We start from the raw sequence: 14,751 nt of genomic DNA, 5'->3' as shown, positions 1-14,751 counted from the left end.
AGCAATGTGAAACAATCGTCTTTATCGCGTTACTGGTCCAGAATTCAGTTTCAAACCCGGAGTAGACCGGAAGGACAGGCGCAGGCGTGGGCAAGACCGACGATTCGACATCGCTGAAAAGCACCCCCTTGATCGAGGCCGAGCGCCAGGTCGAGAGCTTCCGGCAAGTGCGCGAGGCGCACCGGATGGAGCTGGTGGAGGACTATGTCGAGCTGATCTCGGACCTGCTGGCCGATGGCGGCGAGGCCCGCCAGGTCGATATCGCCACCCGCCTGGGCGTGGCCCAGCCCACCGTGGCGAAGATGCTGCGGCGGTTGGCTCGTGATGGCTGGGTGGTGCAGCGCCCGTATCGTGGCGTGTTCCTGACCCCGGAAGGCGAGGCGCTGGCCCATGCCAGCCGCCAGCGGCACCAGACCGTGGAGCGTTTCCTGCTGGCGCTGGGCGTGGACGCGGATACCGCGCGGCGCGATGCCGAGGGCATCGAGCACCATGTGAGCGAGCAGACGCTGGCGCTGTTCGAGGCGTTCGTGCGCAAGGCCGAGCGCGGGGCGCCGTAGCGGTAGCGCCGGGCCATGCCCGGCGGGCGCGTCGCCGCCTTCATGGCTTTCGCCGGGCATGGCCCGGCGCTACCGTGGTTGGATGGCGCCGTTGGGGCAGCGCGCCTGCGCTTGCGCGCACGCGCGTTTCGCCCATTCCTTCAACACCGGCTGCAGGCCTTCGTAGCGTCGCCCTTGCCAGCCATTGGCCAGAACCTTGCCGTCGGCATCGATCAGCACCAGGTTCGGTGGTGCCAGCCCAGCCAGGGCCTGCAGCGCTGGCATGCGCGCGGCGCGGCGCGGGTCCAGCACCGGCCACGGCATGTCCTGCGCGTGCATGTAGCGGCGCAGCGCACTCTCGCTCTCATCCAGACTGACGTACACCACTTCGGTATCGGCGCCGGCCTCGCGCAGCGCGTCGCGTACGCTGCGCAACGTGGGTACGAAGGCATGGCACGGCGCACACCAGTCGGCGCCGAAGTACAGTGCCACCAGTTTTGGAGGTGGTGACCATTGCATCGGCCGCAGCGAGCGCTGTTCCGGCCGCATCAGCGAGGCCGAGACCTGCGCGTGCAGGTCCGCAGCCATCGCCGGCGCGCCCAGCAGCAGGGCACAGGCCAGCAACAGCGCTCGTAGTGGCTCAGAACGCATAGCGCAGGTTGACGTACCACGAGCGCGCGAAACGCGGCCCGTAGACATAGTCGCTGTCACGCAGCGCGCCTACCTCCAGATCCTTCTGGCGCTGATCGAACACGTTCTTGACGCCCGCGGCCACCGACACTTCCTGCTGTGCCTGTGCGCCCAGATGCCGGTGCCAGCGCGCGCCAAGATCGGTGACCAGGAACGAACGTGTGCGGTGCAGTTCACCCAGCCGGTTGTTCAGTACCGACATCGGGCCGGTATGGCGCAGCGCGACGAAGGTTTCCCACGGCTCGGCGGGCATCCAGCTGAGCTGGGCCAGGCCGGTCCAGCGCGGGGTTTTCAGGTAGTCGCGGCTTTCGATGACGGTGTCGCCACCGTCGCCGGTGTCGTCGAAGATGCGCTGCGGTTCGCGGAAGCGCGAGCGGTACCACGATGCACCCGCGGTGAGGCGCCACTGCGGCGATGGCTGCCAACCGAGATTGGTTTCCGCGCCCAGCACGTTGGAGCCGGAAGCGTTGTAGCGCAGCTGGCTCAACTGTCCGTCATCGCCGCGCTGGATCTCGCCCAGTGCGAAGGTGTCGCGGATTCGTGCATAGGAGGCGGTGGCATCCCAGCTCCACACCGGATTGGCCGGGTCCGATCGCCAGTCGAAGCCGAACAGGGTGGTCAACGCGCGCTCTTCCTTGAGACCGTCGGTGTTGCGCACGCGCACCTGTTCGCCACCCAGCGTATCGACATGCACATCCTCGACGAAGATCTCCGGTGCGCGGAAGCCGGTGGCGATACCGGCCCGCCACTTCAGGTTTGGCGTGGCCTGCCAGGCCAGCGCGATGCGCGGCGAGAACACCGCGTTGTCCAGCTCCGAGCTCTTGTCCACGCGCGCACCCAGCACCAGGTCAACGTTGTCGCGCAGGCTCCACTCGTCCTGGATGAAGGCGCCCAGGTTGTGGAAGGTGGCATCCTCCAGCACGGCAATACGCTGCCCGTCACCGGTGCGGTTGTCGTCGCGCAGCGCCTCGTGCTTGTACTGCACGCCGAAGGCCAGCGCATGCGCACCCAGCCGCCAGTTCAACTGGCTGTCGATGTAGTGCAGCGGGTTGTGGGTGCGACCGTACTGGCGCCACGAACGCGAGGCCGCGCTGCCGGCTACGTCGTGGTCCAGCTGCGACGGGTCATAGCCGGGCGCTGAGGGATCGGTAACGACGTCGCCCAGACCGCCGTAGAAACTGTCGCGGTCGATGTCGGCGAAGGCGTAAGCCAGGCGGAAATCGACGTCGGCATTGATTTCCTGGTCCCACGACACGCTGCCGCGGCGGTATTTTGTATCCAGCGATTCGGCGATGTTGGCCAGGTATTCCGGCTGGTCCAGTCGGTTGCCGCCACGCCGGGTTTCATCGGTCACCTGCAGGTCCAGGCGCAGCCGCGTGCCCGGCGTGGGCGCATACCAGGCCTGCAGCCCGCCGACCTTGAGGTTCTTGCGGGTGATTTCGGTGTAGCCGTCACCGTTGTAGTCGATGCCACTGTTCCAGTTGCGCTGGGCAATCACTGAAAGCCCTGCGTCGGCGTCTTTCGCCACCAGGTCCAGGCGCACGTCGGCATTCTTCTGCGGCGTGCCCTTCAGCACGTCCACGCCGGCCTGCACATGGCCGCCGCTGCGTGCAGGCAGCGGCGGAATCAGGTTGATCACACCGGCCACCGCGCCCGGGCCGTACAGCGCCGAGCCACCGCCCTTGACCACTTCGATGCGGTCGACGAAGCCGGCCGGAATCTGTTCCAGGCCATAGACGCTGCCCAGCGTGGACAGCAGCGGAATGCCATCGAACAACAGCTGGTTGTAGGCGCCGGGCAGGCCCAGCAACTGCACTTCGCTGGTGTTGCAGTTCTGGCAGTTGCTCTCCACGCGCAGGCCGTTGATCAGCTCGGCGGCACGCGAGAAGTCGGTGGCCGCGCGCAGCGCGATGTCTTCCTTGCGCAGCACTTCGGTGCGGATCGGGACATCCGACAGCAGGCGTTCGCTGCGGGTGGCGGTGCTGACCTTGACCTGCACGCGGTCCAGTTCGGTCGGCTTCGGTGTGGTTGCCAGTGCGGGCAGCGGCAGGGTCAGGGCGATGGCGGCGGCCAAGGGCAGCCGACGGAAGAGGGGATTGGAAACGGGCATGGGGGCGTCGTCCTTGGGGGAAGAAAGGCGGCGAGGGCGACCTGGCTGACGCATATGAAAGCAGAGGGTTATAGATATAGCAAAGGCTATATAAATAAGTCGGTGCAATCACAAAGCCGAGAGCGGGATCAGGACATCGCGGACGACTGTGTTATAACATTACAAATAAGCGCCAGAACCCTGCCGGATGTCATGCACGGGAGGGTGCGAGAGGAGTTGAGGAACGCCGCCCCAGGCCTGGGCCCGGGGCGGCGTTGGCCTTACCAGGCGGCGCGCAGACCCACCTGGGCACCGTGGTTGCGGTAGCCGCTGTCGCCACGCTGCGCGCGCAGGTCACCCCATGCGCTCCAGCGCTGGCCCAGCTGCAGCTGGGCACCGGCCTGCACTTCGTAGCGGTTCTCCGGCGTCTTCGCGCTCAACGACTCGCTGTTGAAGCGCATCGACTCGTCACGCTGGCCACGCAGCCAGTTTGCTGCCAGGAACGGCTGCACGCGGTTGCCCTGCAGCGTGCCCTAGCCAAACAGGCGCACGCCGAGGCGGCTGTTGAGGCCGCCGCCGCGACCGTCTTCGACCGTGGTGCCATTGGCCTCGACCAGGCTGTCGCCGTCGTAGTCGGTCCAGGTCAGCTGTGCTTGCGGCTGCAGGTACAGCGTGCTGGCCTCGCTGCTGCGGATGGCCCAGGCATAGCCGGCTTCCAGCGACGCGCTGCGGGTCCTGGAGTCGTAGCTTTCGCGGGCGATGCCTTCGCCCTGTACTTCATTGTCGAAGCGCGCCGCCTGCAGCCAGCCGTCCACATACAGGCCGGCACTGCTCTGTGCATCCTGCACCCAGCCCAGGTAGACACCGGCCGACTTGCCCTTGACCTTGCCGCGGGTGCCATAACCGCTCAGCGTCGACACCGCCTGTGTGGTCGCCTCGCCGCTGCCGAGCATCACGCCGACCTGGCCACGACCATCGGCCCAGCGCCAGACATCGCTGCCCAGTTGCAGGGTGTTGATGTGGGTGCGGGCATCGACCTGACCGGCCACGTTGGCCTGCAGCTGGTCACGCCCGGCCCGCACCCAGGTACCGATGCGGGCGCGGTCGAAACCGGGCTCGCCACGGTCGTGGCGACGCAGCTGGAACATCTGCACGGCCGCGGCCTGGTTGGCCAGGTACGCGCCCGGCTCCGGACGCAGCACGGGGACCGGATCGACCGGATCGATGGGATCGACCGGGTCCACAGGGTCCACAGGGTCGACCGGATCGACGGGCTTGCACTCCGGCAGCGACGGATTGATGTCGCAGGGATCGCCGGTGTAGGCCGAGGTCAGGTACCAGTTGCCGTTGTTGGCGCCTGGAGTGCCCTTGCGCAGGAAATACTCGTACATGCCACCGATGGCGCGGCCCTGCAGCGCGAGGTGGCCATTGCTGGCACCGTCCACCTGCACCAGCGGAATGCCGTTGACGGTCTGGGCACCGGCGCCGGCAATGTTGTTGACGGTGACCTGGGTGGTGCCGCTCGTATCGCCGGTGACGTGCATGCGCGAACTTGCCGCGTCGTCGCCGGCCAGCACCGTGTTGAAGTGCAGGGTGCCGTCATTGCCGGTGTAGTTGCCGTTGACGGTCAGCTGCGGATAGGCCGCAGTGCCCGCCGCACCAAGGAAGATGTTGCTGCCTGCACCCAGGGTGAGGTTGCCGGTGTTGCTGTCGCCGGACAGCGTCCAGCGACCGCCCTGGTCGACGATGACGTCGGCCGGGCCGAGGATGCGGCCGGTAAGGTCCAGGCCGTCGAGGAAGCGCAGGGTGCCGGTGGCACTATCGTCTACCACGATGTCGCCAGCCAGTGTGGAAGTGCGTGCCGTCACGTCGTACTGCGCGCCGGCACCGACCTCGATCATGTTGCCGTTGCCGCCGACGAGCGTGGCGCCGTTTTGCAGGACGATGCGGTTGACCTGGGGATTGCTGCCGGAGCGATCTACCAGCATGGCGCTGCCATTTAGCCCCTCCACGTGTGAGCCATCCACCAGCACGTACCAGCCATCAGGCCCGATAGTGGGCTGGCCACCTGCGTTGAAGCGGCTCACGATGCCGTTCGTTCCCCCCGTCACCGAAGAGCCGTTCCTCAGTTCGAGGTTGCCGGCGAGCAACTGCGCACCAGTCGCGCTGCCGCTGAAAGAGGTGTTGTCCGCCCGGACCCGGCCATCGCCAGAGAGTTGCAGTGCATTGCTGCCCCCCTCCACGTGGCTGTTGGTGATGGTCACTCTGCTGCGGGAGGCGAAGTCGGTGTCGACGAGGTTTGCAGATGTTCGCAGCGACTGCAGCGTGCTGTTCTGGATGGTGCCGCGGCTGTCGCTGAAGATAGTGGTTCCAGCCATTGCGCCCTCAAGCGCCACGGTCGAGTTGCTTGCGTCCACCGTTGCCACGGCAGCACCACGCACCGTGAGGCTGGCAGCATTGCTGAGCCTGAACGATTGGCCAGCCCAGGGATGGCCCGGGACGATCGTAGCGGATGCGCCGTTGGTCAGATCAACGGCGGCGGCCTCCATGGAGGGCAGAAGAATCAGCCCTGCGAGTGCAAGCGCCAGCCGTGAAGGGGTGAGGCTGGAAGGAAACTTCGGCGTGAACTGCATGATGCGCATGGGTGTTTCTCCTTGAAGCAGTTGGGTGTGACCCCCATCCGCAGGGCCAAAGGCGGCACTGTGCGGATCGGGTCTTGCCTGGGCCATGCAACTAATTTGAAACGACTGCAGCGACACCTACCGGATTCAAACCCCGTTTAATTACTCACTAAACTGAATGGAGTGCGCGGTCTGGATAATTCAGCGTGCGTGAGAACGCAGTGAATGGCGCGTGCAGGATGTCCAAGCCGCGCAGCTGCAATCTAAATCTGTGATGGCGGACGCAGTTCATCGGCGCCGCGGCGCTGCGTCGCGGACTTCATGGAGTCGGGGACGGGTCGGAGCCCTTTCCTCTGGAAAGGGCTCTGACCCAGGAAGGTCGATCAGCCGCGGCGGAATGCGGCGGGGGTACGGGCGCCGACGATGATCATGCGGATCATCGTGGAGATCTGTTCGACCAGTTCCGGATCTTTCTCCGGCGGCAGGTCCATGGCAGTGGCGCCCATCGCGAACACCAGCCGGGTGATGGCCTTGGCCACCAGTTCCGGGGCGTGCAGCACCGCGCCATCCAGTGCGGCCAGGCGCACCAGGTCGTGCTGCAGCTCTTCCTCGAAGTAGTGCAGCTCGCGTTCGACCGCATGCTTGAAGTCGTCCGAGCCGACCGCACCTTCGCGCAGCAGCACGTGCAGCAGCTTGTCGTCGGCACGCAGCTGCTCCATGAAGGTCTCCACGGAAACGCGCACTACGCTGGTGGCGGTGGAGGTGGCGCGCTGGCGCGCCTCGCCGATGATGGTGCGCAGCGAGCGGCCGGCCGCATCGATCAGCGCCACGGCCAGCTCGTCCATGTCGCGGAACTGCCGGTAGAAGCTGTTGGGCGCGATGCCGGCCTCACGTGCCACTTCGCGCAGGCTGAGCGTGGACAGGCTGCGGTGCGGCCCGATCAGTTTCAGGGCGGCGGCCAGCAGATCCTCGCGGCTCACCGTACGGCGGGCCGGGCTGTTGGCATCTTCGGGCGTCGACAAGGCGGTGGCGGCGGCCATGGGGGTTCCGGTGGGGCGAGGCTGAATCATACCCAATCCGGTTCAATATACACATGTATACACAGGTGTATGTGCGCCCGTATAGTGCGCCCATGAGCGCTGTCGTCCGTCCGTCCCTGTTCTCTCCGTACCGCTGGGTGTCGCCGTCGCTGTTCGATTTCTGGGCGGGCCAGCTCAATCCCCTGTGGACCCTGCGCGAGCCAATGGCCCGCCTGGTCCGGCGCGAGCCGGCCGGCGAGGGCGCGGCGACCCTGGTCCTGCGCACCAACCGGCACTGGGCCGGCATGCGCGCCGGCCAGCACGTCACCCTTGGCGTCGAGATTGAAGGACGCCTGTGGCAGCGCAGCTACAGCCCCACCGCGTTTGGGCCGCGCGAGCTGGCGATCACCGTCAAGGCGATCGACGGCGGCCGGGTCAGCCAGCATCTGGTCAACCATGCGCAGCCGGGCGAACTGTTCCGCCTCGATGCCGCCTTCGGCGAGTTCCACATGCCGGCCGCCGCCCCAGTGCTGCTGCTGGCCGCCGGCAGTGGCATCACGCCGATGCGCAGCCTGCTGCGCGACGCCTGCCAGCGCCCGCTGGCAGCACCGGTGGACCTGTTCTACTGGGAGCGCACCGCCGCCCATCTGCAGTTCCGTGATGAGCTGCAGGCGCTGGCCGCAGCGCACGCGAACCTGCGCGTGCACCTGCTGACCACCCGCGAGGGCGCGGCGCCGGCCGCGCGCATCGATACCCACGATCTGCAGGTGGCAGGCGATGACACGCCGCTGGCGCAGCGCCATGTGCTGGCCTGCGGCCCGGATGGGTTCGTTGCCGCCGCGCGTGAACGCCTGGCGCACCAGGTGGCCGGCTTCCAGGCAGAAGCGTTCACCCCGCCGGCGCCGCTCCGCGATGCCAGCAGTGAGGGCGAAGTGTCGCTGACCCTGGCCCGCAGCGGCCGCCAGCTGAGCGTGCCGCGTGGCCGCTCGCTGCTGGAAAGCCTGGAAGCGCATGGCATCAAGCCCAGGCACGGCTGCCGCATGGGCATCTGCAACACCTGCACCTGTGATCGCGTCAGTGGCGCCACCCGCCACCTGCGCACCGGCGACCTGCAGTCCGAATCGGCACAGCCGGTGCGGATCTGCGTGAGCGCACCGACCACCGACCTGACCCTGGATCTCTGAGGACGCCTGCCATGACCCGCGCTACCGACCGTGCCTTGAGTACTGCCGAGATGCATGCCTTCGGCGAGGAACTCGACGCGATCCGCGACCGTGTGATCGACAGCCTCGGCGCCTCCGATACCCGCTACATCCGCCGCGTGGCCGCCGCCGTGCGCTGGTTCGGCGTGGGTGGCCGTGGCCTGCTGTTCCTGGCGGCGTTCTCGCCGCTGTTCTGGATGCCGCTGCTGTGGCCGGCCGCGATCACCGGCACGCTGTTGCTGGCGCTGTCGAAGATCCTGGAGAACATGGAACTGGGCCACAACGTGATGCACGGCCAGTTCGACTGGACCGGCGACCCCAAGCTCAACGGCAACACCTACGAGTGGGACATCGTTGCCACCGCCGACAACTGGCGCAAGACCCACAATTTCCGCCACCACACCTACACCAACGTGCGCGGCATGGACGATGACATCGGCTACGGCCTGCTGCGCATCTTCCCGGAACAGCGCTGGAAGCCGTTCTACCTGCTGCAGCCGATCATCGCGCCGATCTTCGCGCTGCTGTTCCAGTGGGGCGTGGCCGCGCAGGACCTGCGCCTGGGCCGTTGGCTGAAGGGGCGCATGAGTGCCCGTGCGATGTGGCTGCAGACCCGCCCGGTGGCACGGAAGATGGCCCGCCAGGTGTTGAAAGACTACGTGTTCTTCCCGCTGCTGGCCGGCCCGTTCTTCCTCACCGTGATGCTGGGCAACATGGTGGCCAACGGCCTGCGCAACATCTGGACCTACGTGATCATCTTCTGCGGCCACTTCACCGCCGAATCGGAAACGTTCCCGAAGGAGTGCCTGCGCAATGAATCGCGTGGCCACTGGTACCTGCGCCAGCTGCGCGGTTCGTCCAACATCAGCGGCGGCTTCCTGATCAACGTGCTGTCGGGCAACCTCAGCCACCAGATCGAGCACCACTTCTACCCGGACCTGCCGGCCAACCGCTATGCGGCCATCGCCAAGGAAGTGAAGGACATCTGCCGCCGTTACGGCCAGCACTACAACAACGGCTCGCTGCCGCGCCAGTTCGGCCAGGTGGTCTGGCGCATCCTGCGCCACGCGTTCCCGAGCAAGCCGCGCCGCCTGCCGATGTCGGACATCATGTCCGCACCGGCATCGGCCAACGCGGGCTGATCGACTCAGCCCGCCTTCGCCAGGGCCGCCTGTTCGCGGTCCAGGCGGCGCAGGAACACCTGCATTTCCTTGCGTGCCTGCTGGTCACCCTTGCTGCCGGCCACGCTCAGTCCACGCTGCCACGCCTCGCGCGCCGCCTGCGGCTGGCCACCGGCGAGCCAGGCTTTGCCGAGCAGCTTCCAGGCGGCCGAGTACTGCGGATCAAGGGCCACGCAACGGCCCAGGTGGGTGGCCGCGCGCACCGGGTTGCCGGCATCCAGCCAGCCCTTGCCCAGGCCGAAGCGCAGCAGCGCGCCGTCCTTGCCGTTGGCCAACATGCATTCCAGGGCTTCGATGTTCATCAGCGCACCTCCACCAGCAGTTCGGTGGGGCCGGGCTGGAAGCGGCCACGATGGAACAGCAGCGGCGCGCCGCCGTTCTCGTGAACCTCGATGATGCGTCCGGCCAGCAGCAGGTGATCGCCCACCGGCCACATCGCGTGGCGGGTACAGGTGAGGTGGGCGACCGCACCGGCGATGCGTGGTGGGGCATCCTCGTCATCATCCAGCAATGCCAGGCCGTCGAAGCGGTTGCGGACCTGCGGATCGGCAAAGCGCCGGGCCAGCGCTTCCTGGTCGGCTGCCAGCACGCTGATTGCAAAGCGGGTGGCGCGCTGGAAGGTGGACAGGCTCTGTGCGTGCAACGCCAGGTTCCACAGCACCAGTGGCGGCTGCAATGACACCGGCACGAACGAGTTGATGGTCAGGCCGACCGGCTTGCCCTGTGCGTCGCGCGCGCAGACGATGGCCACCCCGGTGGGGAAGTGGCCGAGCAGCCGCCGCAGTGCACGCGGCGGCATCTCGACCGACGGCACCGGCGCCGGGGCAGGGAACACCCCCGCCCACGGCCCGGCGTACGGCAGTGTCTCTCCGCTCATGAGGCCCGGGCCTGGCGGTAGCGCCGGCCGACCTCGGCCCAGTTGATGATGTTGAAGAACGCACCGATGTAGTCCGGGCGGCGGTTCTGGTAGTGCAGGTAGTAGGCGTGTTCCCAGACATCCAGTGCGAGGATCGGGGTGTTGCCGGACAGGCCAACGGCTGCACCCATCAGCGGGCTGTCCTGGTTGGCGCTGCTTTCCACCTGCAGTCGGCCGTCGCGATCGCTGGTCAGCCAGGCCCAACCGCTGCCGAAACGGGTCTGCGCGGCCTTGGTGAAGGCGTCCTTGAAGGCATCGAAACCGCCGAGGTCGCGGTCGATGGCCGCTGCCAGTTCATCATCGGGTGCGCCACCGCTGGCGCTGAGCACGGTCCAGAACAGGCTGTGGTTGGCGTGGCCGCCGCCGTTGTTGCGGATGGCGCCGCGCTGCGCCTCGGGCACGGTATCGAGCTGGGTGATCAGTGCCTCGACCGGCTGATCGGCGAGGCCGGCCTGTTCGATGGCGGCATTGAGGTTGTTGACGTAGGTCTGGTGGTGCTTGTTGTGATGGATCTCCATCGTGCGCGCATCGAAATGCGGCTCGAGGGCGTCATAGGCATAGGGGAGCGGGGGAAGCGAGTACGACATCGAAGCAATCTCCGTGGGGAAGGCCAGAGAGGCTGGCCGTGGGGAGATCGTTATCGCACCTCAACATTGGTTGAGGTCAAGGGGCGGGACTGACATGCGCGAAGGAGAGCAAGAGCGGCATGGTAGTGCCGGCCGCTGGCCGGCAATCAGCGAAGGTTGGGTTGCCGGCCAGCGGCCGGCACTACCAGAACCCGCTTTTCGAACCTCACCGGCGCGCTGATGTGCGGCCCCCGCCCCCTCCCACATTTATCAACAAAAACGCCAGCAGGCGAACCAGCCGCCGGCGTTTTCATCAACTCAACTCAACCAATCCTTGCAGGCGCCATCCACCTGCTCCCCACACGCCTGCTGCATCCGCTGCTGCAACCGCGCCAGCGTCTCCGCGCCCTGGTGCTTGCCGCTCCACGCCTTCAACTGCCCGGCCAGGCGCTCGAAGCGTTGGCGGGTGCGCTGGTGGTAGCCCGACGGCTGTGCCTCCAGCTCGGCGATCAGCGAGGCGGTCGCCTGCTCGATGCGTGGTGCATCGTCCGGTGCCAGCTTCAGCAGGCCTTCCACATACAGCACGCCCCACTGCACCCGGGTTGCCGGGCCCTGCGCGCCGTCGTAGGCGCGCTTCAGCCACTCCAGCGCACCGGCGGTGTCGCCGCGCTGCTCGGCCAGTTCGGCCAGTTCGGGCATGTAGTAGTACGGCTGCTCGCTGCGCTTCAGCTCTGCCAGCAACAGCGACTCGGCGCCTGCGTCGTCGCCGACCTGGCGCAGTGCGTAGACCGCGCTGCTGATCGTGGCCTGGCGCGCATGCGCATCGGTGGCGGCAGCATCGGCAGCCGCCACGCGCTGCTTGACCCGATCAACCAGCGCGGCGGGCAGTGCACCCTTCGGCTGCTGCTGGCGGGCAAGGGATACTTCGGTCAGCGCACGCGACAATGCGTCGTCGGCGCGGTCGCCGCGCTCGGCATCCGCGCGCTCCAGCGCGACCAGCAGCTGCTGGCCCAGCGTATTACTGGTAGCCGGCCCAGCACTGGCCTGCTTGACCAGCTGTGCGCCTGCATAGCCCAGCAACTCACGGTTGCGGCGGACTTCGGCCGGCTGCGCCAGCACGGCCTGCAGCAGCTCACGGACCTCGGTGGGCGGTGCATCCTGCTTTTCCGCGGTAGCCAATGCCAGCAGGGCGAAGCGACGCTTTAGGGCGGCATCCGGTGCGGTCCTGGCAAGCTGGCGCAGCACGTCGGCACTCTTGCGATCACCGGCCAGGCGATTGGCGTCCACTTCCCAGCCGTAGTCGCCCAGCACCTGCCAATCCTCGGCGGCCAGCCTGTCCGGCGTGGCGAGCGCGGTGGCCAGCGTAGCGGCGACCGCGCTGCGACGGCCGGCGGCCACGGTCAGTGCGCGGGTCAGTTCGGCTGCATCGTTGCCACCGGCCACACGGGTGATTTCGTTGCGCTCCGGGTCGAGCACGATCAGGGTCGGGTAGCCGCGCACGCCGAAGCGTTCACCCCAGGCCTGCGCACCTTCCTCGTCGCCATCCAGATAGACCGGCACGAACTTGCCGGTCAGCGCGATGAAGGCGGGGTCCTTGAACAGGCCGGCCTTGAGCTGGTTGCACGGCGGGCACCAGACCGCGCCCCAGTACAGCAGCACCGGCTTGCCGCTGTCGGCGGCCTCGGCGAAGGCATCGTCCACATCGCCCTGCCGCCAGGCGATGGCCGTGGCCGGTGCGGGTGCCTCGGCGGAGTTGGCGGTGGAAACCGGGGCCGGGGTGCAGGCGCTCAGCGCCGAAGCCAGCAGCAACACGGAAAGCGCGACGCGCATCGGCAGCATCTCGAAGGGCAGGGTGACAGGCCATTGTAGGAACGGCCGGGGAGCCTGCTGATTCAGTTTGCTCATGACGGACGTGCAGCAGGGCATGACGCCCGCCGGGCATTGCCGGGCGGATGCCCTCAGGCCGCTGCCCGCACCATCTGCTGATACACCAGCCCATTGAACTCGCCGACATCGCCGTCCAGCACGAAGCCGTAGCGCAGGTAGGTTGGCACTGCATTGAGGGAAGCACGCACGGTCAGGACCGGCTCGCGCACCTGCGGCAGCACCGCCTCGAACAAGGCATGGCCGATGCCCTGACCCTGGCAGGCGGGATCGACGAACAGCATCGCAAGGTGCCGGCCCGCCTTCAGTTCGATCACGCCGACGACGCGGTCCTGCTGCTCGGCGACCAGGATCTGGTTGTCGCCCTGCAGGCGCACGCCGAATGCGTCGGCGGCGGCGATACTGGCGAACGTGGCGATGCCGTCCGCGCCGAGCGTCGGTGCTACCGCCGCGTTGAACGCGGCCAGGCACACCGCACTGATCGCGGGCAGGTCATCGACACGTGCGGGGCGGATCTTCGGCATGCAGTGTTCTTCCGGTGGTGGGCGGCGCGTCATCGTTGCCCCATGCCTGCACGCTAAGCTGCGGGCATGAGTGATTTCAATCCTGCTTACGCTGCCTTGTTTCCGCAACAGGGCCTGAGCCTGGGCCTGATGACGCCTGTCGCCACACGTGGGCTGGCCGATCCGCATGACGCCAGGCGCATCGCACGGCTGGCCGATGACCTGGGCTTTGCAGCGTTGTGGACGCGTGATGTGCCACTGATGGTGCCGCAGGGTCCGGACGCGACAGCGAGCGCGCTGGATGACCCGTTCCTGTGGCTGGGCATGCTGGCCGCGGCGACCGAGCGCATCGTGGTTGGCAGCGCGGCCATTGTGCTGCCGTTGCGCCAGCCGCTGCAGGTCGCGAAGTCGGCCTTGAGCCTGGACCGGATCAGTGGCGGCCGCTTCGTGCTGGGCCTGGGTTCGGGCGATCGCCCGGAAGAGTTCGCCGCATTCGGCGAGGATCTGCAGGGCAGGGCGGCGACGTTCCGCGAACGCTGGACGTTGTTGCGCGCGGCGTTGTCACCGGAGGCCGAAGAAAGGACCGCGGTAGTGCAGGCCACCGGTGGCTTCGACGTGCTGCCGGCCCCGGCCGCGCGCATTCCGATGCTGGTGGTGGGCACTGCGCGGCAGAGCCTGCAGTGGATCGCACGCGAAGCCGAAGGCTGGGCCACCTATCACCGCGAAGAGGCCGCGCAGGAAGGACGCATCGGCCTGTGGCAACAGGCGCAGGCGCAAGGCGCTGGGCCAGCCAAGCCGTTCGTGCAGTCGATGCTGCTGGATCTGCAGGCCGATCCGCAGGCGCCGCCCGAGCCGTTGCCGCTGGGGCTGAAGGTCGGCCGCGACGGCCTGCGCGACTATCTGTTGCGCGTGCATGCGCAGGGCGTGAGGCACGTGATGTTCAACCTGGTCGACAACGGGCGGCCGATGGACGCGGTGCTGCGCGAGATTGGAGAGCAGGTGCTGCCGCATATGCTCCGGTAGGTGTCCACCTTGGTGGACACGCTCTATCGTTGCCACCGCTGCGCTCGCCGGGGATGGCCCGGCGCTACCCGCCGGTGTCCGGAATGTTCGCATCTGCGTATCATTCGCATTTGATATCCCGATGCCGGAGCCCCATGTGACCCAACGTTCCCCCATGCACCCGACCGGACGCCTGTTCGCCGCGGTCGCTTTCATCGAGGCCGTGACCTGGGCCGGCCTGCTCATCGGCATGTGGATGAAGTACGGCCCCATGGCCAACGTGGCGCTGGTGAAGCTGTTCGGGCCCCTGCACGGCGTGGCCTTCCTGGTCTACGTGGCAGTCACCCTGTTCGCAGCGGTGCGCCTGCGCTGGCCGTGGTGGGCCAGCGCCCTGGCACTGCTGGCAGCGATCCCGCCGCTGGTGACGCTGCCACTGGAATGGTGGTTCAAGCGTCGCGGCCTGCTGGGCCTGCGTGCAATGCGCTGAACCCACTGTTGCGCGCCCATTCAAGAGAATGGGTATCAAATGCAAATACGAGCCG

13 protein-coding genes and 1 pseudogene are annotated in these 14,751 nt (G+C 67.3%); 5 read left to right on the top strand and 9 right to left on the bottom strand.

Annotated elements, in window-relative coordinates; translation table 11 throughout:
- The first annotated feature begins 86 nt into the window (after positions 1-86).
- A complete protein-coding gene (gene mntR, locus AC5P88_RS09405; RefSeq protein ID WP_495224866.1) occupies positions 87-557 on the top strand; it encodes a manganese-binding transcriptional regulator MntR in 471 nt (156 codons plus the stop codon).
- A 69-nt stretch (positions 558-626) separates the two neighbouring features.
- Here mntR and AC5P88_RS09400 read toward each other — a convergent pair whose 3' ends face one another.
- The 4 genes and pseudogenes from AC5P88_RS09400 to fabR all read right to left on the bottom strand — a co-directional run bounded on the left by AC5P88_RS09400 (position 627) and on the right by fabR (position 6,976).
- Positions 627-1,187: a thioredoxin-like domain-containing protein gene (locus tag AC5P88_RS09400; protein WP_495224865.1), complete on the bottom strand. Its 561-nt coding sequence runs from the start codon at positions 1,185-1,187 to the stop codon at positions 627-629.
- Positions 1,177-3,336 (bottom strand): TonB-dependent receptor plug domain-containing protein, encoded by a 2,160-nt coding sequence (locus AC5P88_RS09395; RefSeq protein ID WP_495224864.1) that lies wholly within the window; start codon positions 3,334-3,336, stop codon positions 1,177-1,179. The genes AC5P88_RS09400 and AC5P88_RS09395 overlap by 11 nt, the downstream gene beginning before the upstream one ends.
- 260 nt (positions 3,337-3,596) lie before the next feature.
- Positions 3,597-5,216 (bottom strand): annotated as a pseudogene (locus tag AC5P88_RS09390) (autotransporter family protein).
- 1,103 nt (positions 5,217-6,319) lie between these two features.
- On the bottom strand, positions 6,320-6,976 hold the full coding sequence (gene fabR, locus AC5P88_RS09385; RefSeq protein ID WP_005409961.1) for an HTH-type transcriptional repressor FabR: 657 nt from the start codon (positions 6,974-6,976) through the stop codon (positions 6,320-6,322).
- 92 nt (positions 6,977-7,068) lie between these two features.
- Here fabR and AC5P88_RS09380 point away from each other — a divergent pair, with 92 nt between their 5' ends.
- Together AC5P88_RS09380 and AC5P88_RS09375 are read left to right on the top strand one after the other, a co-directional pair.
- Positions 7,069-8,139 carry a ferredoxin reductase gene (locus AC5P88_RS09380; RefSeq protein WP_181358229.1) on the top strand — a complete coding sequence of 357 codons (1,071 nt, stop codon included), beginning with the start codon at positions 7,069-7,071 and terminating at the stop codon, positions 8,137-8,139.
- 11 nt (positions 8,140-8,150) lie between these two features.
- Positions 8,151-9,299, top strand: a complete 1,149-nt coding sequence (locus tag AC5P88_RS09375) for a fatty acid desaturase family protein (RefSeq protein ID WP_106550541.1) — start codon at positions 8,151-8,153, stop codon at positions 9,297-9,299.
- 5 nt (positions 9,300-9,304) lie between these two features.
- Here AC5P88_RS09375 and AC5P88_RS09370 read toward each other — a convergent pair whose 3' ends face one another.
- From AC5P88_RS09370 to AC5P88_RS09350, 5 genes are all read right to left on the bottom strand, one after another.
- Positions 9,305-9,640 carry a tetratricopeptide repeat protein gene (locus AC5P88_RS09370; protein ID WP_106550542.1) on the bottom strand — a complete coding sequence of 112 codons (336 nt, stop codon included), beginning with the start codon at positions 9,638-9,640 and terminating at the stop codon, positions 9,305-9,307.
- The gene (locus tag AC5P88_RS09365; protein ID WP_286073722.1) at positions 9,640-10,215 is read right to left on the bottom strand and encodes a flavin reductase family protein; all 576 of its coding nucleotides are present in this window, start codon (positions 10,213-10,215) and stop codon (positions 9,640-9,642) included. Before AC5P88_RS09365 ends, AC5P88_RS09370 begins: the two co-directional genes overlap by 1 nt.
- Positions 10,212-10,841, bottom strand: coding sequence for a superoxide dismutase (locus tag AC5P88_RS09360; RefSeq protein ID WP_495224863.1), 630 nt, complete (start codon positions 10,839-10,841; stop codon positions 10,212-10,214). Before AC5P88_RS09360 ends, AC5P88_RS09365 begins: the two co-directional genes overlap by 4 nt.
- Before the next feature lie 297 nt (positions 10,842-11,138).
- The gene (locus tag AC5P88_RS09355; RefSeq protein WP_495224959.1) at positions 11,139-12,659 is read right to left on the bottom strand and encodes a thioredoxin family protein; all 1,521 of its coding nucleotides are present in this window, start codon (positions 12,657-12,659) and stop codon (positions 11,139-11,141) included.
- Between the two features lie 119 nt (positions 12,660-12,778).
- Positions 12,779-13,228, bottom strand: a complete 450-nt coding sequence (locus AC5P88_RS09350) for a GNAT family N-acetyltransferase (RefSeq protein WP_106550546.1) — start codon at positions 13,226-13,228, stop codon at positions 12,779-12,781.
- 66 nt (positions 13,229-13,294) lie between these two features.
- On the opposite strand from AC5P88_RS09350, the gene AC5P88_RS09345 reads away from it, so the two are divergent.
- Together AC5P88_RS09345 and AC5P88_RS09340 are read left to right on the top strand one after the other, a co-directional pair.
- Positions 13,295-14,230, top strand: a complete 936-nt coding sequence (locus AC5P88_RS09345) for a TIGR03571 family LLM class oxidoreductase (RefSeq protein ID WP_495224862.1) — start codon at positions 13,295-13,297, stop codon at positions 14,228-14,230.
- A gap of 154 nt (positions 14,231-14,384) precedes the next feature.
- Entirely contained in the window at positions 14,385-14,696 is a 312-nt protein-coding gene (locus tag AC5P88_RS09340; protein ID WP_032129991.1) for a DUF3817 domain-containing protein, read from the top strand.
- The last annotated feature ends 55 nt before the right edge of the window (positions 14,697-14,751 follow it).

Source organism: Stenotrophomonas sp. YJH_SMC_8, from assembly GCF_059371315.1.
Note: the sequence above shows the minus strand (reverse complement) of the source record. Positions and strands in the feature narration are given on the sequence as shown.

Bases quoted from the DNA above. Each gene is read 5' to 3' on its own strand.
- AC5P88_RS09370 (WP_106550542.1), bottom strand. From the start codon at position 9,640: ATGAACATCGAAGCCCTGGAATGCATGTTGGCCAACGGCAAGGACGGC.
- AC5P88_RS09340 (WP_032129991.1), top strand. From the start codon at position 14,385: ATGCACCCGACCGGACGCCTGTTCGCCGCGGTCGCTTTCATCGAGGCC.
- AC5P88_RS09360 (WP_495224863.1), bottom strand. From the start codon at position 10,841: ATGTCGTACTCGCTTCCCCCGCTCCCCTATGCCTATGACGCCCTCGAG.
- AC5P88_RS09380 (WP_181358229.1), top strand. From the start codon at position 7,069: ATGAGCGCTGTCGTCCGTCCGTCCCTGTTCTCTCCGTACCGCTGGGTG.
- AC5P88_RS09400 (WP_495224865.1), bottom strand. From the start codon at position 1,187: ATGCGTTCTGAGCCACTACGAGCGCTGTTGCTGGCCTGTGCCCTGCTG.
- AC5P88_RS09350 (WP_106550546.1), bottom strand. From the start codon at position 13,228: ATGCCGAAGATCCGCCCCGCACGTGTCGATGACCTGCCCGCGATCAGT.
- AC5P88_RS09395 (WP_495224864.1), bottom strand. From the start codon at position 3,336: ATGCCCGTTTCCAATCCCCTCTTCCGTCGGCTGCCCTTGGCCGCCGCC.
- AC5P88_RS09345 (WP_495224862.1), top strand. From the start codon at position 13,295: ATGAGTGATTTCAATCCTGCTTACGCTGCCTTGTTTCCGCAACAGGGC.
- AC5P88_RS09375 (WP_106550541.1), top strand. From the start codon at position 8,151: ATGACCCGCGCTACCGACCGTGCCTTGAGTACTGCCGAGATGCATGCC.
- fabR (WP_005409961.1), bottom strand. From the start codon at position 6,976: ATGGCCGCCGCCACCGCCTTGTCGACGCCCGAAGATGCCAACAGCCCG.
- AC5P88_RS09355 (WP_495224959.1), bottom strand. From the start codon at position 12,659: ATGCTGCCGATGCGCGTCGCGCTTTCCGTGTTGCTGCTGGCTTCGGCG.
- AC5P88_RS09365 (WP_286073722.1), bottom strand. From the start codon at position 10,215: ATGAGCGGAGAGACACTGCCGTACGCCGGGCCGTGGGCGGGGGTGTTC.